Source organism: Streptomyces sp. NPDC048565, assembly GCF_040650935.1.
In the GTDB taxonomy this organism is placed as follows: domain Bacteria; phylum Actinomycetota; class Actinomycetes; order Streptomycetales; family Streptomycetaceae; genus Streptomyces.
Map to the genome: position 1 here is coordinate 364,625 of NZ_JBEZIH010000002.1, position 19,955 is coordinate 384,579.

Consider the following 19,955-nt stretch of genomic DNA (forward strand, 5'->3'; position numbering starts at 1 on the left):
GCCGAGGCCCCAACTAGGGTGCGGCGCAAGCTTTCCGGCACTTGGCCCACCGGCATTGCGATGTCAGTGACGGGTGCCACAGTGGGGGAGTGACCAACACCGTCGCGGGGGCAGAGGGGGTGACGTCCAGCCGTGTCCACCACCGGTTCGGTTGAGGAGTTGGGTGCGCACGCAGCGCGGGCCAGGGCCGTGGCTCTGCTGCGCATCCGGAGCAGAGCCACGGCCCTGGCGATCCTGCCGGCGGCCGTGGCCGTCGTGCTGCTCGTCGCGCTCGGCCAGGGCCGTCTCGGCCCAGGCGTCTGGTCCACGGTCAGCTGGACGGTGACGGCCTGCGCCGTCGTGATCCTGCTGCTCGCGGCGGCGGTCGCCGTCGCGGTGGCGCGCGCCAGGCCGGCGGTCAGTCCGACGGTGCCTCTGACCGAGGCCGCGGCCCCCGATCTCTACCGGCTGGTCAGGGACCTGGCCGACCGGCTCGACGTCCCGGCGCCGTCGGCCATAGCGCTGACCCCGGACTGCGACAGCTGGCTCGAGGACCGTACGCACCCCGCCGCCCAGCCCGGGGCGAAGGATCGCGCAGGTCCGGCGGGGAGCAGACGCGGCCGTCGGATCCCGGCGGCGCCCGTGCTGGTCATCGGGTCCCCCTTCCTGTGGTGGATGAGGGTCGCCGAGCTGCGCGCGGTTCTCGCCCCGGTCGTCGCGGGCACCGGGCCGTCCGCGCACCCGGACATAGCCGCGGCCCGCCGTTTCGTCCGCGGCCTGGACGCCGCGGTCGCCGACGCCACCGTGCCCGGGCAGGGGCCGGTGCGCAGGGTTTCCGCGGCCTTCGTGGGATGGATCGCCAGGGTGCTGCTGCGCGGCTGTCACGGTCATGCGGCGGAGATGGAGCGCGGCGTGGCCGCCGCCGCGTCGGGGCGTGCGCAGGAGGTGGACTACGGGCTGCGGATCGCCGCCCAGGAGCAGGTCGGTCTTGCCTACGCGGGCTGGGACCGGTTGCTGACCCGGGTCGCGCTGCCCGCCTGGCGGATGGGGCGCTGGCCCTCCAGGCTCGACGCCGGTGTCGTCTCCGCGCTCACGGAGCTCTCCCGGCGCGACCGGCTGGCCGAGGGCTTCACCTCCCGGCTGGGGGAGCGCCCCGCCTGCGATCTCATCGAGGAGCCGGGCGCGGCCGACGAGGCGGCATCGCTGCTGGCCGCCCGACTCTTCCACGGAGGGCCCGCGGAAGCCGGCCCTGGCTGGTCGCCGGTCGACTGGCAGCAGTATCCGGACGAGGTCGTGGACCGGAAGTGGCGTACGGAGGCCTCCCGTCTGCACCGGGTGCTCGATGCCATGGGGGTGGCGACCAGCGTCCCCGTGGGGGCGCCGGACGCGACGGGGGCCGACGGCTCTCCGATGCCCACGCTGGCGCGGGTGATCGACCACCTGGCCGCCCCCGGTGCCGACAGCGAGGCGCTCGCGGCCGGGATCGGCGCCGCCGTCGCCCGCGACGAGGAGAAGGCGGCGCCGCGCCCCCGCCCCGGCGGCAGCAGCCCGGCCGACGGTGCGGCGTCCGGAGCTGACCCCGATCCGCTCGGCCTGTCGGGGCCTCTCCCGCTCTTCCCCCTTCAGCCGCCCCGCTCGGGCACGGAGCTGCTCGCCGACCACGTCGTGGCGATGGTCTGCTGCGCCGCCGTGGACACGGCGGGAGCCGCCCCCGGGCTCGACTGGCTGGACGGCCCCGCGCTGCTCGTCGACGGTGTCCGCAGGCCGGACCTCGGCGTCCCGGTGCTCAGCCTCGTCGAGGACGGCGACGCGGATCCGCTGCGCTCCTGGCTCACGGCGGTGGGAGTGCGTACCGACAAACCCGTACGCCTGGGCTGACCCGTACGCCTGGGCTGACCCGTACGCCTGGGCTGAGCGGTACGCCGCTGACCCGTACGCCTGGGCTGAGCGGTGCGCCTGGGTCGAGGGGGCCCGGAGTTGAACGACCGTCCGTCCACCCAAGTGGCGAAATGCCCGGAATATCCCCCGGATAGCTGGAAGATCAGGATCCGTTCACATCTATTCGCGACGAAGTGTGACGGACTGCGTGCGTAATGTGATGTGCTGGGGCTGGCGTCGGCATCCGGCGCGTCAGACATCCGGGGGACGAGGGAGGGGAGCGGGATGGGGGCGGAGCAGATCCGGCGATGGGAATCGGGTGCCCTCGCGCACGCCGTGAGCGACCCCTTCGGACAGGGCCCGCTGCCCTGGCTCCGGGGCAGCGAGAATTACTTCGACGACACCGGCCACGTCGTCCCCTGGTACGCCGACCCCGACCTTGGCCGCGGTGGGGCGGGTGGCGGCACGCGGACGGCCGACGACGTGCGCCAGCAGATCAAGGGGTTCGTCTCCCCGGGCGCCGCGGCACCCGGCGAGGCGATCGACTTCCACATCACCGTGGACCCGCCCCAGCAGTTCTCCGTCGACGTCTACCGCATCGGGCACTACGCGGGCGACGGCGCCGCGAAGATCACCACCAGCCCGCGCCTCTCCGGCATCGTCCAGCCGGCCCCGCTGGCCGCCGAGCGGACGGTCTCCTGCCACCACTGGTGGCTGTCCTGGCGCCTGCAGATCCCCACCTACTGGTCGGTCGGCGCCTACGTCGCCGTGCTGACCACCGCCGACGGCCACCGCTCGCATGTCCCGTTCACGGTTCGTGACGACCACCCGGCGGACCTGCTGCTCCTGCTCCCCGACGTCACCTGGCAGGCGTACAACCTCTACCCGGAGGACGGCCGCACGGGCGCCAGCCTCTACCACGCCTGGGACGAGCAGGGCCGGCTGCTCGGCGAGGAGGACGCCGCGGTCACCCTCTCCTTCGACCGCCCCTACGCGGGCGCGGGCCTCCCCCTGCACGTCGGCCATGCCTACGACTTCATCCGCTGGGCCGAGCGCTACGGCTACGACCTCGCGTACGCCGACGCCCGGGATCTGCACGCAGGCCGCGTCGACCCCAGCCGCTACCGTGGCCTGGTCTTCCCCGGCCACGACGAGTACTGGTCGGTGCCGATGCGCCGCACCACCGAGCTCGCCAGGGACACCGGCACCTCACTCGTCTTCCTCTCGGCCAACACCATGTACTGGCAGGTCGGCCTCGGCCCGTCGCCCTCCGGTGTCCCCGACCGCCTGCTGACCTGCCGCAAGCGCCGTGGCCCGGGGAAATCCGCGCTGTGGCGCGAGATCGACCGCCCCGAACAACAGCTGCTCGGCATCCAGTACGCGGGCCGGGTCCCCGATCCGCACCCGCTGGTCGTGCGCAACGCGAGCCACTGGCTCTGGGAAGCGACCGGCGCGGCCGAGGACGACGAGATCGACGGGCTGGTCGCCGGCGAGGCCGACCGTTACTTCCCGCGTACGACACTCCCCGAGCACGAGAGCCGCATGCTGCTCGCGCACTCCCCGTACGCGGACGGCGAGGGGGCGACCCGGCACCAGGAGACCTCGCTGTACCGCGCCCCCTCGGGCGCGCTCGTCTTCGCCTCGGGCACCTTCGCCTGGTCCCCGGCCCTGGACCGCCCGGGCCATGTCGACTCCCGTATCCAGCGGGCGACGGCCAATCTGCTCGACCGGATCTGCAAGCGGGACTGAGCCGCGAGGCGCCGGTCCGTCCACGGAGCGACCCCTGGCGGCGTGGCCAGGGTGCATGCGGGACAATCGGAACGACTCCTGGATCAACCTACGCGGAGGCAGCGTGTCCGGTTTCGTAGAAAAGCCCGAGCCCGTGCAGGTGCCGGGGCTCACCCACCTGCACACAGGCAAGGTGCGCGACCTGTACCGGAACGAGGCGGGTGACCTCGTGATGGTCGCCAGCGACCGTATCTCCGCGTACGACTGGGTCCTGCCCACCGAGATCCCCGACAAGGGCCGTGTGCTCACCCAGCTGTCGCTGTGGTGGTTCGACCAGCTCGCCGATCTCGTCCCCAACCACGTGCTGTCGACGGAGCTCCCCGCCGGCGCACCCGCCGACTGGGCCGGGCGGACCCTGATCTGCCGCTCGCTGCGGATGGTCCAGGTCGAGTGCGTGGCGCGCGGCTATCTGACGGGCTCCGGCCTGATCGAGTACGACGCGACCCGCACGGTCTGCGGTCTCGGCCTGCCCGAGGGCCTCGTCGACGGCTCCGAACTCCCGGGGCCGATCTTCACCCCGGCCACGAAGGCCGCGGTCGGCGATCACGACGAGAACGTGTCGTACGAGGAGGTCGCTCGTGAGGTCGGCACCGAGACGGCCGCCCTGCTGCGCCGGACGACGCTGGACGTCTACGGTCGCGCACGGGACATCGCGCGTGAGCGCGGGATCATCCTCGCCGACACGAAGTTCGAGTTCGGCTTCGCGCCCGCCGAGGACGGCGGTGAGGAGCTGATCCTCGCGGACGAGGTGCTGACGCCCGACTCCTCGCGCTTCTGGCCGGCCGAGAGCTGGGAGCCTGGCAAGGCGCAGCCGTCGTACGACAAGCAGTTCGTGCGCGACTGGCTGACCTCACCGGTCTCCGGCTGGGACCGCCGCAGCGAGCAGCCGCCCCCGCCGCTGCCGCAGGAGGTCGTCGACGCGACCCGCGCCAAGTACATCGACGCGTACGAACTCCTGACCGGCATGGGCTGGCCGCCCCAGGACGTGTGAGGGCCGAGGCGTAACGGCGGGAGACGTAACGGCAGAAGGCCCCGGTCACGAGGACCGGGGCCTTCTTGCGTGGAGCGGACGACCAGGTTCGAACTGGCGACCTCAACCTTGGCAAGGTTGCGCTCTACCAACTGAGCTACGTCCGCAAGCGCCGAAGCGCGCTGCTCACTATACCCAACCTCTCTGCCGTGCGAGACGCACGGCCGCATGACGGTTCTCGGCCCCGAGCTTGGAGACGGCCGCCGACAGGTAGTTGCGTACGGTGCCCTGCGAGAGCGACGCCCGCTCGGCGATCTCCGCGACCGGCGCCCCGTCCGCAGCCAGTTCGAGCACCTCCGCCTCCCGCGCGGTCAGCGGAGAGTCCCCTGCGGAGATCGCGTCGGCCGCCAACTCCGGGTCCACATAGCGGTTTCCCGCGTGCACGGTCCGGATGATCTCGGCCAGTCGCCGGGCGCTGACCGTCTTCGGGACGAACGCGCGGACGCCCGCCTCCAGCGCCCGCTTCAGGTTGCCCGGGCGCCCGTGACTCGTCACGATCATGGTCCGGCAGCCGGGCAGTCCGGTCCGCAGCGATGTGGCCACCTTCACACCGTCGGCGCCCGGCATCTCCAGGTCGAGGACGGCCACATCGGGCCGGTGCGCCATGGCCATGGCGATGGCCTCAGGTCCGGTCGCCGCCTCGGCGACCAGGACGATGTCGTCCTCCAGGGCGAGCAGCGCGGCCAACGCGCCCCGGATCAGATGCTCGTCGTCGGCGAGCAGGACGCGGACGGGGCCAGGTGCGGGTGAGCTCATTTCTTCTCCAGCGGCGAGGGCGCGGTACTCAGTGAGGCGGGCAGCGGGGGCGCGGGCAGCGGGGAAGCGGACGATCGTGGCGTGTCCGGTGTGTGCGCCGTGTGCGGCGGGGATGCCGCGGGTCCTGGCGGGGGCAGCGGGACAGCGGCGGTCAGCCGGAAGCGTCCGCCGTCCGTCGGCCCCGCCTCCAGCGAACCGCCGACCTCGGCCAGTCGTTCCCGCAGCCCGTGGAGCCCCGAGCCGCCGCCGGAGACGACGGCCTTGTCCGGCGTCAGGCCGTCGTTCTCCACCACCAGCCGGATCCCGTCCCGTGTGGTCTCCAGCAGGATGTCGCACCGCTGCGGATCGCCGTGCCGCAGCACATTGGTGGCCGCCTCGCGTACGGCCCAGCCGAGCGCCGACTGCACGGGGGAGGGCAGCCGCCCGCCGTCGCCGTGGACGGCACACTCGATTCCGGCTGCCCGCAGGACGCCCTGGGCTCCGAGGAGTTCCGTATGGAGATCGGCCTCCCGGTATCCCCGTACGACCTCCCGGACCTCCTGCTGGGAGGTGCGGGCGATGCGCTGCACCTCGATCATCTGGTTGACCGCCGTGGGCTTTCCGCGCTGCGCCAGCTCGACCGCTAGCTCGCTCTTCAGCGCGATCACGGCCAGATTCCGGCCCAGGACGTCGTGCATGTCCCGCCCGAACCGCAGCCGTTCCTCCGCGACCGCCAGCCGGGCCTCCACATCCCGCGCGTCACGGAGCTTCTGCATCATCCCGAGCGTCCACGCGGAGAGACGCACGGTGCTGGAGAGCAGTACGCCGCCGAAGCCCACCCCCGCCAACGTGGTGAGCGCGAAGGATCCGGTAGCCCCCGCGAGCAGGGCGCCACCGCTCATCCCGGCTGCGAGCACCGCGATGCACACACTGGACGCCCAGATCGGGACGGTGAGGACGAAAGGTGTCAGGAAGGGCCACGCCACGGCCCCCAACGCCATCTGCAGTCCGGGAAACGCCTCGGTGCCGGCGTACCCACCGAGTGTCAGCAGACCTGCCGTGTTCGCCAGGCACAGGACAGCCGCGAAGGCGGGCAGCCGCCACCCGAAGGCACCGAGGCCGAGGTAGCTGTCGAGGGCCCGCGTGACCAGCCGCACAGAGAAGACGCCCTGGGCGACAGCGGCCAGGACCGTGACGACGATCAGGAGGGCGGGCGCGCCCGAGTGCCGCACCGGCCGGGTCACCGACAGGAGCACCACGCAGAAGATCATCCCCCAGGCCAGGCAGTGCATGGTCCCGCGGGTGTAGAGATCGATCTTGTCGAATGCTTCACGCTTCTGCCATCCGCGCACCTGCGCCCGTACCCACATGTCTCCCTCACCCCTTCACGGCCATGGACCAAGACTTCCGCCGGATCACGGCCGCGGCCAGTACACGGTGTCATCACGGCCCATGACGTTTGTCATGGGCCGTGATGACACCGGGGGAGGAAACGCCAAAGGCCCCGGTCGATATCGACCGGGGCCTTTGATTCCGGAGCGGACGACCAGGTTCGAACTGGCGACCTCAACCTTGGCAAGGTTGCGCTCTACCAACTGAGCTACGTCCGCATTGCTGCCACTCGGCTTTCACCGGTGGAGCGCTCACTACTCTACCTGATCCACTCAGTGGCTCGGTAAGGCAGTGCAGAGCGGGTGACAGGAATTGCACACTGCGCCTTCCCCCTGGAAGGGGGATGTTCTACTACTGAACTACACCCGCACGCTGCGTCGGACCCGGCTTTCCGGCCTTGCCCTTCGGCGTGCTCCAGACTCTAGCCGACCTGCGGGGGTGTTGTGCAAGTCGGCTCCCCGAGGAGTCGTCCGAGCGGCCGGAGGGGAGCGAACCGGAAGAGAACATTCCGGACGCAGCCCTCAACTGGCCGCGTCGAACGCCTCGTAGACCTTCTTGGGGATCCGGCCGCGGGCCGGCACCTCCATCCGGTGCGAGCGCGCCCAGGCGCGCACGGCCGCGGGGTCGGGCGCGATCGAGGTGTGGTGGTACGCCACCGGGGCCTTGCCGCGCTTGCCAGTATTTGTCTGCTTTCGGCCGGCGGCTACGTACGGAGCCAGCGACTTACGCAGTTTCTTTGCATTGGCGGGATTGAGGTCGATCTCGTACGACTTCCCGTCCAGGGCGAAGGTGACCGTTTCCGCCGCTTCTCCCCCGTCGATGTCGTCGGAGAGTGTGACCACGACGCGCTGAGCCACGGATATCGGTCCTTTCCTACGGCATCCTCGCGTCTGACATGCGCTGATGCCGGCCTTCTGGCGGCTGGGCGGATACGGATCGACGGCTGTCGACTGTTCCGGGGCAATCGTGCTTTCCTCGGTATTCATTTGTACAGCGGTGGGAGCCGCATTGTGAAGCCCGGCCAATTGCATCCGCGTGTTGCCGGTGTGTGTCCGCGTGCAATCCGGGTGAAGATTTTTTTCCAGACTTTTCCCGGGCGTTGTCACCTCCGATATCTCACCGTGATCGGGGCCACTCGATATCTACCCGCGTAGAATTTCTGGCCAGGTAGGCTGAGCGGACCCGCGGGGATCTGGGGAACCCCTCGGAGACACAGCCGCACCACACCACCGGGAGTGCCAGTGGCACGCGTCGTAGTCGACGTCATGCTCAAGCCGGAGATCCTCGACCCGCAGGGACAGGCTGTGCAGCGCGCACTGCCCCGTCTCGGCTTCGAAGGAATCGCGGACGTTCGTCAGGGAAAGCGTTTCGAGCTCGAGGTCGAGGGGCCGGTCGACGATGCCGCCCTCGCCCGTATTAACGAGATCGCCGAGACCTTCCTCGCCAACACCGTCATCGAGGACTTCACCGTCAAGGTGGAGGAGGAGAAGTGACCACCCGTATCGGCGTCGTCACTTTTCCCGGCACGCTCGACGACCAGGACAGCCTGCGGGCCGTGCGGATCGCGGGCGCCGAACCCGTGTCGCTCTGGCACCGTGACAAGGATCTCCACCAGGTCGACGCGGTCATCCTGGCCGGCGGATTCAGTTACGGGGACTATCTGCGCGCCGGCGCCATCTCGCGTTTCTCGCCGGTGATGGAGACCGTCATCGAGCAGGCGAAGGCCGGCCTGCCGGTCCTCGGCATCTGCAACGGCTTCCAGATCCTGACCGAGGCGCATCTGCTGCCCGGTGCGATGCTGCGGAACAACCACCTCCACTTCATCTGCCGCGACCAGAAGCTGCGGGTGGAGAACGCGGGGACGGCCTGGACCTCCGACTACACGGCCGGTCAGGAGATCTCCGTACCCCTGAAGAACGTGGACGGCCGGTACACCGCCGACGAGCGCACGCTCGACGCGCTGGAGGCCGAGGGCCGTGTCGCCTTCCGTTACGCCGACGTCAACCCGAACGGCTCGCTGCGCGACATCGCCGGCGTCACCAACGCCGCGGGCAACGTCGTCGGTCTGATGCCGCACCCGGAGCACGCCGTCGAGCCGCTGATCGGTACCGGTCGCACCGACGGTCTGGGTTTCTTCACCTCGATCATCAAGAAGCTGGTCAACGCATGAGCCTGGACACGGTCGAGCACGCGGCCGAAACCCCGGACGCCGGGCAGCCCTGGAAGGAGCTCGGCCTCAAGGAGGACGAGTACGCCCGGATCCGCGAGATCCTGGGCCGCCGTCCCACCGGCGCCGAGCTCGCCATGTACTCCGTGATGTGGTCCGAGCACTGCTCCTACAAGAGCAGCAAGGTCCACCTCAAGCAGTTCGGCGAGAAGGTCCCGGCCAACGACGCGATGCTCGTCGGCATCGGCGAGAACGCCGGTGTGGTCGACGTCGGCCAGGGTTACGCGGTCACCTTCAAGGTCGAGTCGCACAACCACCCTTCGTACATCGAGCCCTACCAGGGCGCGGCCACCGGCGTCGGCGGCATCGTCCGCGACATCCTCGCCATGGGTGCCCGTCCGATCGCGGTCGTCGACCCGCTGCGCTTCGGTGCGGCCGACCACCCCGACACCCGCCGGGTCCTGCCCGGCATCGTCGCGGGCATCGGCGGCTACGGGAACTGTCTCGGCCTGCCGAACATCGGCGGCGAGGTCGTCTTCGACGCCTGCTACCAGGGCAACCCGCTCGTCAACGCCGGCTGCATCGGCGTGATGAAGCACGAGGACATCCACCTCGCCCAGGCCTCGGGTCCCGGCAACAAGGTGATCCTGTACGGCGCCCGCACCGGCGGCGACGGCATCGGCGGTGTCTCCGTGCTGGCCTCGGAGACCTTCGACGACACCAAGCCCACCAAGCGGCCCGCCGTCCAGGTCGGTGACCCGTTCCAGGAGAAGCTCCTCATCGAGTGCACCCTGGAGATCTTCAAGGAGAAGCTCGTCGCGGGCATCCAGGACCTCGGCGGCGCCGGGCTCTCCTGCGCCACGAGCGAGCTGGCCTCCGCGGGCTCCGGCGGGATGCGCGTCGAGCTGGACACCGTGCCGCTGCGCGACTCCTCCCTCTCGCCCGAGGAGATCCTCATGAGCGAGTCGCAGGAGCGCATGTGCGCGATCGTCGAGCCGCAGCATGTGGACCGCTTCATGGAGATCTGCGAGAAGTGGGACGTCATCGCCACCGTCATCGGTGAGGTGACCGAGGGCTCGCAGCTGGAGATCTTCTGGCACGGCGAGCAGATCGTGGACGTACCGCCGCGGTCCGTGGCCCACGAGGGCCCGACCTACCACCGGCCGTTCGCGCGGCCGTCCTGGCAGGACGCGCTGCAGGCCGACGACGCCGGCAAGCTGGCCCGTCCGTCGAACGGGGCGGAGCTGCGTGAGCAGGTCCTGAAGCTGGTCAGCTCCCCGAACCAGGCCTCCAAGTCCTGGATCACCGACCAGTACGACCGCTTCGTGCAGGGCAACACCGTGCTGGCGATGCCCGAGGACGCCGGCATGGTCCGGATCGACGAGCAGTCGAATCTGGGCGTGGCCATGGCGACCGACGGCAACGGCCGCTACGCCAAGCTCGACCCGTACACAGGCGCGCGGCTCGCGCTGGCCGAGTCCTACCGCAACGTCGCGGCGTCCGGCGCCAAGCCGCTCGCCATCTCGGACTGTCTGAACTTCGGTTCGCCCGAGGACCCGGACGTCATGTGGCAGTTCGCCGAGGCCACCCGTGGTCTCGCGGACGGCTGCCTGGAGCTGGGCACCCCGGTCACCGGTGGCAACGTGTCGCTGTACAACCAGACCGGTGAGACGGCGATCCACCCGACGCCGGTCGTCGCCGTCCTCGGTGTGATCGACGACGTCACCCGGCGCACGCCGGTCGCCTTCGCCGAGGAGGGCCAGCTGCTCTACCTCCTGGGCGACACCCGTGAGGAGTTCGGCGGCTCGGCCTGGTCCGAGGTCGTCCACCAGCACCTGGGCGGGATGCCGCCGGAGGTCGACCTGGGCCGCGAGAAGCTGCTCGGCGAGATCCTGATCTCGGGCTCCCGCGACGGCATGATCGACGCGGCGCACGACCTCTCCGACGGCGGTCTGATCCAGGCGGTCACCGAGTCCTGCCTGCGCGGCGGGAAGGGTGCCCGGCTGGTCGTCCCCGAGGGTCTGGACGCGTTCACCTTCCTGTTCTCGGAGTCGGCGGGCCGCGCGGTCGTCTCGATTCCGCGCAGCGAGGAGCTCCGCTTCAACGACATGTGCGGGGCGCGGGGACTGCCCGTCGCCCGGATCGGTGTCGTGGACGGCGATGAGATCGAGATCCAGGGCGAGTTCAGCATTGCGCTGAGCGAGCTGCGCACGGCCCACGAGGGGACCCTGACGGGTCTGTTCGCCTAGGGTTCCAGGCTCTGCCTGTACCGAAGCCCTGTACCGAAGCCCCCGTCCGGCCGACCGGACGGGGGCTTCGGCGTTCCTGCGTCATGGGTGTTGAATGAAATTACGTAATTACGTAAGGTGGATGTCATGGAGCTTGCGGAGCGCGTCGCCGAGCTGGAGCGGCGCCTCGCCGTGCTGGAATCGGCCGCTGAACCGGTCACCGGGAGTGCGAAGCCGGAGCTGGGTGCCGGGGACTTCTGGGCGCTGGAGGGGCTGAAGGAACAGCTCGGCCACGTCGGGGAGGCCGCGGCCGACGGCGGGGTGATGTTCACGGGCGCGGTGAAGCTGCCGGCCGGTGAGCGGTACGAGTGGCAGTACGGCGCGCTCACCGCCGGGCTTCTGGGGAGCACGCGGGAGGACCGCCCCGACTGGGCGGAAGCCGCCGAACCCCTGGCAGCGCTCGGCCATCCGGTACGGCTGAGGCTGCTCCGCGAGATCCTCGGCGGCCGCCGCACGGCCGCCGAACTGGCCGAGCTCGACGACACGGGGACGACCGGCCAGATCTACCACCATCTGCGCCTCCTGACGGGCGCGGGCTGGCTGCACACGACGGGACGCGGGCGCTACGAGGTGCCCGGCGTCCGCGTGGTGCCGCTCCTGGTGGTGCTCACGGCCGCCTGGCCCTGAGGAACACGACAGCAGGGGGAGATCACATGTCCGTACGCAGGTTGCCGGGGCTGCTCGCCCGGGTGTTCGTTCTGGTCTTCGTGGCGCTCGTCGTCACGGGGCTGTTCGTCGAGTACCCCTTCCCGTCCTGGCTGGTCTTCCTCCCCCTCGTACTCGCGTGGACGGGGAGCATCGCGGGAGGCCGTATGGCGAGCCGTGACCTCAGAGCCGCGCGACGCGACGCCGTCGAGGTGCTCCCGCCGGTGCGGGGCCGCTGGTCCGCGCTCAACAGTCCCGCCGACCGGGTACCGAGCCATGGCCTCCACACCTTCGGCCAGACGTACGCCATCGACATCGTGACGGCGGAGGCTCCGGCAGGGACCGCGGCAGAGGGACAGGACGGACCGGCGGGGGCCACGGGCGGGCGTCCCGGGTTCGCCTGGCTGTGGCCCGTGGCGCGCAGGCCCCGGGCCTTCCCCGGCTTCGGCGCTCCCCTGGTCGCGGTCGCGGACGCCACGGTCGTCGCCGCCGACGACACACAGCGCGACCACCTGAGCCGGAACTCCCTGCTGGGGCTCGCCTATCTCCTGCTCGCCGAGGGCGAGGCGCGCGGACTGGCGGGCGCGCACCGGGTGTTCGGCAACCGCGTCGTGCTCGACCTCGGCGACGGGACGTACGCGGCCTACGCCCATGTCCAGCGCGGCTCCCTCCAGGTGCGCGCCGGCGACACCGTCAGGGCGGGACAGCGGATCGCGCGGTGCGGTAACTCCGGCAACACCACGGAGCCGCATGTGCACTTCCAGCTGATGGACCACCCGGACCTCGAGAAGGCCCGGGGGATCCCCTTCACCTGGCGGGGCATCGGCGTACCGGCCAACGGCGAGGTGTTCGACGCCGAGGGAGCCGTCAGCACAGGCTGATCGCTCGGCCGGCGTCGAGTGTCGAGCCGTACGGGGAGGGCGTTGTCAGAGGCGCCCGTTAATCTCGCCCGTATGCCCCCGGCCAAGAAGCGCCCGCGCGCCTACGACCTCAGCCGGACCCGCACCGCGGTCCTGGCCCAGTTCGACCGTGTCCGGGGGGCGGTGGGCGCGCTGACGGAGGATCAGCTGGCCGGTCCTTCCGGGCTGGGGGAGTGGACCGTGCGGGACCTCGCCGCCCACCTCACCACGGCGCTTGAGCGCGTCAGCCGGCAGCTGGAGCTGCCTGAGCCGGCCGGGGCCAAGCCGCAGCTCACCCTGGTGGAGTGGCCCTTCTCCACCGCGGACCGGGCCGATGACATCGCCGGCCTGGCCCTGGACCTGGCCGCGGCCAGGCCCGACCTCGACGCGCTGTACGAGGAGACGGCCGCCCGGTTCGCGGAGCTGGTCCCCACCGACGCGGGCGACCGGCTGGTGACGACCCGGGCGGGCACGATGCGGCTGGGCGACTTCCTGGTGACCCGGACCGTCGAGCTCGTCGTCCACACCGACGATCTCCGCCGGGCGACCGGCCTCGACATCGCGTACGACCGCCAGGCGCTCGCCGCCTGCACCCGGCTGCTCGCCGACGCGCTCGCGGACAGGGCGCCCGGTGGCTCGGTCGAGGTGCGGGTCCCGCCCTTCGCGGTCGTCCAGTGCATCGGCGGCCCCAAGCACACCAGGGGTACGCCCCCCAACGTCGTGGAGATGGATCCGCTCACCTGGATCCGGCTGGCCACCGGACGTACGCGGTGGCCGGAGGCGCTCGAAGCGGCGCAGGTCAGTGCCAGCGGTGAGCGGGCGGACCTCGCCCCGCTGCTTCCGCTGATGGGCTGAAGGGAACCGGACCGGCCGGTCGTTCCGTCCCATCGCCATGCGTACACGACGTATGGCCCTCAGCGTCCTGGCCCTCCTCACCCTTGCCGCCTGCGGTTCCGAGTCGGGATCCGGGGACTCCGGGGACGGCAGCGGCGCCGTACGGGCAGGACCCGCCGTGACCGGGGTCCGCTGGAAGGTGTCCTCGCTGACCGTCCAAGGACAGAAGAGCACCGCCCCCGACGGCGCCCACATCGAGATCGACGCCGAGGGGAAGGCCACCGGCAGTCTGGGCTGCAACCGCTTCACCGCCGATGCCGGCCTCGACGGCGACAAGGTCACCATCGGGCCTGGCACCACCACCGGAATGGGGTGCGCGAAGGATGTCCAGCGGTTCGAGAACGCGCTGGGCAAGGCGCTCCACGGCGAGCTCAGGGCCGAGGTGGCGGGCGAGGGCGACGAGAGGACCCTGACCCTGACCACCGCGCGGGGCGACTCCATCGCCCTCGCGTCCGAACCGGCGGCTCCTCTCGTCGGCACCGCCTGGAAGGTCACCGCACTGGTCTCAGGCAGCACCGCCACATCCCTGCCCGCCGGTACGAAGGGCAAGGCGCACCTCACCTTCGGCAAGGACGGCTCGGTGGCGGGGAACCTCGGCTGCAACTCCTTCCACGGCAAGGCGAAGGTGTCCGGCTCCACGCTCACCTTCGGTCCGCTCGCCTCCACCAAGATGATGTGCGCGGGCCCCCGGATGGAGCTGGAGCGCGTGCTGCTCCGGGTGTTGAAGGGGACGACGACGTACACGGTCGACCACCGAACCCTGTCGATCGACGCCGGCAGCGGCGAGGGGCTCGACGCGTCCGCCCCGGCGGCCGACGAGCGGCCCGGCCGGGGCTGACCCGTCCAGGAACCTGAGCTGCGTGGGACGTCAGCGGGACGTCAGCGCGACGAGCGGGACGTCAGCAGGACGTCAGAAGGGGCATCAGAAGGGGCATCAGCAGGACGTCAGGAGGCCGTCGGATACGGCAGCAGGCCGGAGTCCGTCTTCTCCCACGACGCCCGCAGCTCGGCCACCCGCTCCGGTTCGGCCGCGGCGCGGTCCGCCTGTTCGCGCCGGTCGTCGGCCAGGTTGAACAGCTGGTCCGTCCCGCCGGTCCCCCGGTAGTACTTCCAGTCGCCGCGCCGCAGCGCCCGCTCACCGCGCACCCGCCAGAACAGGTCGCGCTCCTTCGGCGTCTCGCCCCGCAGCAGATATCCGGCGAGGCTGACGCCGTCCAGCGGGTGCGCGGGGTCGGGGCGCGCCCCGCCGAGCTCCAGCAGCGTCGCCGTCCAGTCCGGCGAGAACACCGGGAGATCGCTGAACTGGTGGGCGTCGATGCGCGCGGGCCAGCGCAGCACCGAGGGCACGCGGATGCCGCCCTCCTGGAGGGAGCTCTTGTTGCCGGACAGCGGCCAGTTGTAGGAGAACCGCTCGCCGCCGTTGTCGCTGCCGAAGAAGACCAGGGTGTCCTCCTCCTGCCCCGACCGCTTCAGGGCCTTCAGGACCTCGCCGACCGAGCGGTCCAGGTCCTCGACCATCTGCGTGTACTTCTCGACCGAGCCGCCGTCGGCGTGGAAGAGCCCGTCGAGACCGCCCTCCTTGATCTTGCGTACGATCTCGGCGCTCTCGGCCGTGTCGCCCTCGGCGATCCACGGCCAGTGCGGGGTAGTGAAGTTGAGGTTGAGCAGCCACGGCTTGTCGTGGTCGCGCTGCACGTACTCGCTCGCACGCTCCGTCAGGATCCGGGTGTAGTAGCGCAGGTCCTTGTACTCGGCGTCGCCCTCGTACAGGTCGTACTCGCCGGCCAGACCGAGCTTGGAGTAGTACTCCAGCGCTCCGCCGAAGTTGCCGAAGAACTCGTCCCAGCCCGACTTGGTGGGGCTGTAGTCCGGCAGGTATCCGCAGTGCCACTTGCCGATCAGCGCGGTCGAGTACCCGGCACCGCGCAGCAGGGAGGCCAGTGTCGGATGGGTGGGCTCAAGACCCACGGACCTGTCGGCGATGGGCTCGGCGAGCCCGCCCTTCGTACGCCCCGGATAGCGCCCCGTGTAGAGGCTGAAGCGGGTGGGTGAGCAGGTGGCGGACCCGGAGTAGGCGTCCGTGAACCGCACGCCTTCGCGCCCCAGCCTGTCCAGGTTGGGGGTGCGGATGTACGGGGCCCCGTACGAGGAGAGGTCCGCCCAGCCGAGGTCGTCGCCGAGGATGAAGAGGATGTTGGGGCGGCGCGCGTGCTTGCCGCGGGCCGCGCGGAACGGCCGCTCCCGTGTCACCTCGTCGGCGGCGGCCCCGGTCGCGGCGGCCGCGGGGGCGGCCTGTATCCCGACGGCGGCGGTGGCGGCGGTCGCGCCCACGGCGGTGGTGAAGGCGCGTCGGCTCAGGGGCGAACCGGAGTGCTCGTCCGGCCGTGCGTGCGCGTCACGAGAAGTCATGAGGTCTCCAGGGCAGGCCTCGGGCGCCGGTGGGGGAGGGCGGAGCACGAGGGGCGGGCGCGGCGGACCCCGTCGGGGACCGGGGCGCCGAAGGGCGCACCGGGTCAGGACGGGCCGTGCGGAGGAAGAGAGAAGAGGCGCACATGTGTGCCGGGGCCACTCGGGAAAGCCCCGGGGTGCGCTGCGGCAGGCTCAGGCGTGGCGACAGATGGCGCTCGCGACACGTCCCAGATCGACGTGGCGGCGCTCCACGAGCGTGACCGAATGGTCACCGAGAGGCTGCATGGGGAAGGAGCCTGCCCAACGGGCCATGACCCTGTCAACGGCGGTCTCGTACTGCGGACAACCGTCCCGCAAAGCCTCAGGATCCGCCCGTTCGCGGTCGAACCGGGCGGGGCGGCGGGGCGTGCGCAGTGTGAGGCTCGCCACGAAGCGAGCGCTCGGTCAGTCCCCGCGCCGCCGGGCGTCCCGGCTCACCGAGTGCCACGAGGAGGGCCGGCGAGGGTGGCACGGCCACAGGTGCCCGACCGGCCGGAAACCGCCCTCCATCCCGGGCGTCGGCCGCATCCAGGGCCCTCCGGGGCGAAGGCGGCGACACGGCCATGATCACCCGGAGTGATCGTCCGGTATCGGTCCCCGCGTTCCCGTGAAACCCCCGACCGCCCTGCCCGGGGGCGGGGCGGGGCGGTCACCCAATTCGGACCGGTGGTCGATCTCGCCTACACTCGGTGGCGTGCCTCGTGGTGATGGACGACTCAACCACGACCTGCTCCCCGGAGAGAAAGGCCCCCAGGACGCTTGCGGCGTCTTCGGTGTCTGGGCTCCGGGCGAAGAGGTCGCCAAGCTCACCTATTTCGGACTGTATGCCCTGCAGCACCGTGGACAGGAGTCCGCGGGCATCGCAGTGAGCAACGGGTCCCAGATCCTGGTCTTCAAGGACATGGGACTGGTCTCGCAGGTCTTCGACGAAACATCTCTGGGATCGCTCCAGGGCCATATCGCGGTCGGTCATGCCCGCTACTCCACCACCGGTGCCTCGGTGTGGGAGAACGCGCAGCCGACGTTCCGTGCCACCGCGCACGGCTCGATCGCCCTGGGTCACAACGGCAACCTGGTCAACACGGCCCAGCTCGCGGAGATGGTCGCCGACCTTCCCCGCAAGGACGGCCGCGCCACCCAGGTCGCCGCGACCAACGACACCGATCTGGTGACCGCGCTGCTCGCCGGCCAGAGAGATGACGACGACAAACCGCTCACGATCGAGGAGGCCGCCCCGAAGGTCCTCCCCGAGGTCAAGGGCGCCTTCTCGCTCGTCTTCATGGACGAGCACACTCTTTACGCCGCCCGTGACCCGCAGGGCATCCGCCCCCTGGTTCTCGGCCGTCTTGAGCGTGGCTGGGTGGTGGCATCCGAGTCCGCCGCCCTCGACATCTGCGGCGCCAGCTTCGTCCGCGAGATCGAGCCGGGCGAGCTCGTCGCCATCGACGAGAACGGTCTGCGCAGCTCCCGCTTCGCAGAAGCGAAGCCCAAGGGCTGTGTCTTCGAGTACGTCTATCTGGCCCGCCCCGATACCGACATCGCCGGGCGGAACGTCTACCTCTCGCGCGCCGAGATGGGCCGGAAGCTGGCGGCCGAGGCCCCCGTCGAGGCCGATCTGGTCATAGCGACACCGGAATCCGGAACCCCCGCGGCCATCGGCTACGCCGAGGCGAGCGGAATTCCGTTCGGGTCCGGGCTGGTCAAGAACGCGTACGTCGGCCGGACCTTCATCCAGCCTTCACAGACCATCCGCCAGCTGGGCATCCGGCTCAAGCTCAATCCCCTCAAGGAAGTCATCAAGGGCAAGCGCCTCGTGGTCGTCGACGACTCGATCGTCCGCGGCAACACCCAGCGCGCCCTGGTGAGGATGCTCCGCGAGGCGGGCGCCGCCGAGATCCACATCCGGATCTCCTCCCCGCCCGTGAAGTGGCCCTGTTTCTTCGGCATCGACTTCGCGACCCGCGCAGAGCTGATCGCCAACGGCATGTCCGTCGACGAGATCGCCACCTCCATGGGTGCCGACTCCCTCGCCTACATCTCGCTCGACGCGATGGTCGAGGCGACGACGATCGCCAAGCCGAATCTGTGCCGCGCCTGCTTCGACGGCGAATACCCGATGGAGCTTCCGGACCCGGAGCTGCTCGGCAAGCAGCTGCTGGAGACCGAGCTGGCGGCCGGCCCCGCCGCGACCGCGGCGGCCGACGCGCTGCGTCGTCCGTGACCCGGACCGGCCGGCTGCTTTCCCACCAGCCCCGTATTCACACACGAAAGATCCCGGGCCATGTCTGAGACAACAGGTGCTTCCTACGCTGCGGCAGGCGTCGACATCGAAGCCGGTGACCGCGCCGTCGAGCTGATGAAGAAGTGGGTGAAGAAGACGCAGCGCCCCGAGGTCGCGGGCCTCGGCGGCCTCGGCGGATTCGCCGGCCTCTTCGACGCGTCGGCGCTCAAGGGTTACGAGCGCCCGCTGCTCGCCTCCGCCACCGACGGCGTCGGTACGAAGGTCGATCTGGCCCGGCAGATGGGCGTGTACGACACCATCGGCCACGACCTGGTCGGCATGGTCGTCGACGACCTGGTCGTCTGCGGGGCCGAACCGCTCTTCATGACCGACTACATCTGTGTCGGCAAGGTGCATCCCGAGCGTGTCGCGGCCATCGTGAAGGGCATCGCCGAAGGCTGTGTCCTGGCGGGCTGCGCACTGGTCGGAGGCGAGACGGCCGAGCACCCGGGCCTGCTCGGCCCGGACGACTTCGACGTCGCGGGTGCCGGGACCGGCGTGGTCGAGGCCGACCGGCTGCTGGGCCCGGACCGTATCCGTAAGGGTGACGCCGTGATCGCGATGGCGTCGTCCGGTCTTCACTCCAACGGGTACTCGCTCGTGCGCCACGTGGTCTTCGACCGGGCCGGCTGGAGCCTGGACCGCGAGGTCGAGGAGTTCGGCAGGACGCTCGGCGAGGAGCTCCTGGAGCCCACCAGGATCTACTCCCTGGACTGTCTGGCGCTGACCCGCACGACCGAGGTGCACGGCTTCAGCCATGTCACCGGAGGCGGCCTGGCCAACAACCTGGCCCGGGTCGTCCCGGACGGGTTGCACGCCACGGTCGACCGGTCCACCTGGGCGCCCGGCGCCGTCTTCGACGTGGTCGGCAAGGCCGGGCGGGTCGAGCGGCTGGAGCTGGAGAAGACGCTCAACATGGGTGTCGGCATGATCGCGATCGTGCCCGCCGACTCGGTGGACGCGGCGCTGACGACGCTCGCCGACCGGGGGGTCGACTCCTGGGTCGCCGGCGAGATCACCGATCGCGGCGACCGCGCCACGGGCGCCGAGCTGACCGGTGACTACGCACGGTAGGACGCCATGACCGCCGGTCCGGCACAGCGACGGACCGGCGGCGGGCGGCGCCGACCACGGGTCGCTTCCGTCCATCCGTGCCGGGACAGCACAGAACCCGGTCCGAGCAGGCCCGGACCGGGTTGATGTGTCAGCGCGAGGTCAAGCGCCGCGGCGCTGTGACGATGGGCCGGACTGATCGTCCTCGTCCGAGTCATCGTCGTTGTTGTACTGATCCGCGTACTGTGCGTACGGGTCATCTTCCTCGTCGTCGTCCTCGAACGGCTCGGCGTTCGGTGGCTGACTCGAAGGCGATGCGCCCAGCTCATTGGCCAGACGCGACAGATCCGTTCCGCCGCTGCTGTACTTCAGCTGGCGGGCGACCTTTGTCTGCTTGGCCTTTGCCCGGCCGCGCCCCATGGCTCGACCCCCTCGGTGACGGGGCTCGACGGCCCCAGAGTCTTGACACGCGTTCATG

At 70.7% G+C, this 19,955-nt stretch carries 18 protein-coding genes and 3 tRNA genes; 12 read left to right on the forward strand and 9 right to left on the reverse strand.

The window, feature by feature from the left end:
* Positions 1 to 132: 132 nt before the first annotated feature.
* The 3 genes from AB0C75_RS03960 (at position 133) to AB0C75_RS03970 (ending at position 4,636) form a co-directional block, all read left to right on the forward strand.
* Positions 133 to 1,857 (forward strand): hypothetical protein, encoded by a 1,725-nt coding sequence (locus tag AB0C75_RS03960; RefSeq protein WP_362886782.1) that lies wholly within the window; start codon positions 133 to 135, stop codon positions 1,855 to 1,857.
* A 285-nt stretch (positions 1,858 to 2,142) separates the two neighbouring features.
* Entirely contained in the window at positions 2,143 to 3,606 is a 1,464-nt protein-coding gene (locus AB0C75_RS03965) for a N,N-dimethylformamidase beta subunit family domain-containing protein (protein ID WP_362886784.1), read from the forward strand.
* 103 nt (positions 3,607 to 3,709) lie between these two features.
* Positions 3,710 to 4,636: a phosphoribosylaminoimidazolesuccinocarboxamide synthase gene (locus tag AB0C75_RS03970; RefSeq protein WP_362886786.1), complete on the forward strand. Its 927-nt coding sequence runs from the start codon at positions 3,710 to 3,712 to the stop codon at positions 4,634 to 4,636.
* 70 nt (positions 4,637 to 4,706) lie between these two features.
* On the opposite strand, the gene AB0C75_RS03975 is transcribed toward AB0C75_RS03970, so the two are convergent.
* From AB0C75_RS03975 to AB0C75_RS04000, 6 genes are all read right to left on the reverse strand, one after another.
* Positions 4,707 to 4,782 (reverse strand) — tRNA-Gly (locus AB0C75_RS03975).
* A gap of 22 nt (positions 4,783 to 4,804) precedes the next feature.
* Complete coding sequence (locus tag AB0C75_RS03980; RefSeq protein WP_362886788.1) at positions 4,805 to 5,431, reverse strand: response regulator transcription factor; 627 nt, start codon at positions 5,429 to 5,431, stop codon at positions 4,805 to 4,807.
* Positions 5,428 to 6,780: a histidine kinase gene (locus AB0C75_RS03985; protein ID WP_362886790.1), complete on the reverse strand. Its 1,353-nt coding sequence runs from the start codon at positions 6,778 to 6,780 to the stop codon at positions 5,428 to 5,430. The genes AB0C75_RS03980 and AB0C75_RS03985 overlap by 4 nt, the downstream gene beginning before the upstream one ends.
* Positions 6,781 to 6,947: 167 nt before the next feature.
* Positions 6,948 to 7,020 (reverse strand) — tRNA-Gly (locus AB0C75_RS03990).
* A 79-nt stretch (positions 7,021 to 7,099) separates the two neighbouring features.
* Positions 7,100 to 7,171 (reverse strand) — tRNA-Gly (locus AB0C75_RS03995).
* Positions 7,172 to 7,323: 152 nt separating this feature from the next.
* Positions 7,324 to 7,659 (reverse strand): Lsr2 family protein, encoded by a 336-nt coding sequence (locus AB0C75_RS04000; protein ID WP_362886792.1) that lies wholly within the window; start codon positions 7,657 to 7,659, stop codon positions 7,324 to 7,326.
* 384 nt (positions 7,660 to 8,043) lie between these two features.
* Here AB0C75_RS04000 and purS point away from each other — a divergent pair, with 384 nt between their 5' ends.
* From purS to AB0C75_RS04035, 7 genes are all read left to right on the forward strand, one after another.
* A complete protein-coding gene (gene purS / locus AB0C75_RS04005; RefSeq protein ID WP_362886794.1) occupies positions 8,044 to 8,295 on the forward strand; it encodes a phosphoribosylformylglycinamidine synthase subunit PurS in 252 nt (83 codons plus the stop codon).
* Positions 8,292 to 8,972: a phosphoribosylformylglycinamidine synthase subunit PurQ gene (purQ, locus tag AB0C75_RS04010; RefSeq protein ID WP_362886796.1), complete on the forward strand. Its 681-nt coding sequence runs from the start codon at positions 8,292 to 8,294 to the stop codon at positions 8,970 to 8,972. Before purS ends, purQ begins: the two co-directional genes overlap by 4 nt.
* The gene (gene purL / locus AB0C75_RS04015) at positions 8,969 to 11,218 is read left to right on the forward strand and encodes a phosphoribosylformylglycinamidine synthase subunit PurL (protein WP_362886798.1); all 2,250 of its coding nucleotides are present in this window, start codon (positions 8,969 to 8,971) and stop codon (positions 11,216 to 11,218) included. Before purQ ends, purL begins: the two co-directional genes overlap by 4 nt.
* A gap of 126 nt (positions 11,219 to 11,344) precedes the next feature.
* A complete protein-coding gene (locus AB0C75_RS04020) occupies positions 11,345 to 11,884 on the forward strand; it encodes a helix-turn-helix domain-containing protein (RefSeq protein WP_362886800.1) in 540 nt (179 codons plus the stop codon).
* A gap of 26 nt (positions 11,885 to 11,910) precedes the next feature.
* Entirely contained in the window at positions 11,911 to 12,783 is an 873-nt protein-coding gene (locus tag AB0C75_RS04025) for a M23 family metallopeptidase (protein ID WP_362886801.1), read from the forward strand.
* Between the two features lie 72 nt (positions 12,784 to 12,855).
* A complete protein-coding gene (locus AB0C75_RS04030; protein ID WP_362886803.1) occupies positions 12,856 to 13,656 on the forward strand; it encodes a sterol carrier family protein in 801 nt (266 codons plus the stop codon).
* A 37-nt stretch (positions 13,657 to 13,693) separates the two neighbouring features.
* A complete protein-coding gene (locus AB0C75_RS04035) occupies positions 13,694 to 14,533 on the forward strand; it encodes an META domain-containing protein (RefSeq protein WP_362886805.1) in 840 nt (279 codons plus the stop codon).
* 107 nt (positions 14,534 to 14,640) lie between these two features.
* On the opposite strand, the gene AB0C75_RS04040 is transcribed toward AB0C75_RS04035, so the two are convergent.
* Both AB0C75_RS04040 and AB0C75_RS04045 read right to left on the reverse strand, forming a co-directional pair.
* Positions 14,641 to 16,104, reverse strand: coding sequence for a sulfatase-like hydrolase/transferase (locus AB0C75_RS04040; protein WP_362886807.1), 1,464 nt, complete (start codon positions 16,102 to 16,104; stop codon positions 14,641 to 14,643).
* Between the two features lie 192 nt (positions 16,105 to 16,296).
* A complete protein-coding gene (locus tag AB0C75_RS04045; RefSeq protein ID WP_362886809.1) occupies positions 16,297 to 16,416 on the reverse strand; it encodes a putative leader peptide in 120 nt (39 codons plus the stop codon).
* Positions 16,417 to 16,837: 421 nt separating this feature from the next.
* On the opposite strand from AB0C75_RS04045, the gene purF reads away from it, so the two are divergent.
* On the forward strand, positions 16,838 to 18,364 hold the full coding sequence (purF, locus tag AB0C75_RS04050; RefSeq protein WP_362886811.1) for an amidophosphoribosyltransferase: 1,527 nt from the start codon (positions 16,838 to 16,840) through the stop codon (positions 18,362 to 18,364).
* A 60-nt stretch (positions 18,365 to 18,424) separates the two neighbouring features.
* Positions 18,425 to 19,498 carry a phosphoribosylformylglycinamidine cyclo-ligase gene (purM, locus tag AB0C75_RS04055; protein ID WP_362886812.1) on the forward strand — a complete coding sequence of 358 codons (1,074 nt, stop codon included), beginning with the start codon at positions 18,425 to 18,427 and terminating at the stop codon, positions 19,496 to 19,498.
* Positions 19,499 to 19,639: 141 nt separating this feature from the next.
* On the opposite strand, the gene AB0C75_RS04060 is transcribed toward purM, so the two are convergent.
* Positions 19,640 to 19,897 carry a DUF3073 domain-containing protein gene (locus AB0C75_RS04060; protein WP_362886814.1) on the reverse strand — a complete coding sequence of 86 codons (258 nt, stop codon included), beginning with the start codon at positions 19,895 to 19,897 and terminating at the stop codon, positions 19,640 to 19,642.
* Positions 19,898 to 19,955: the final 58 nt, after the last annotated feature.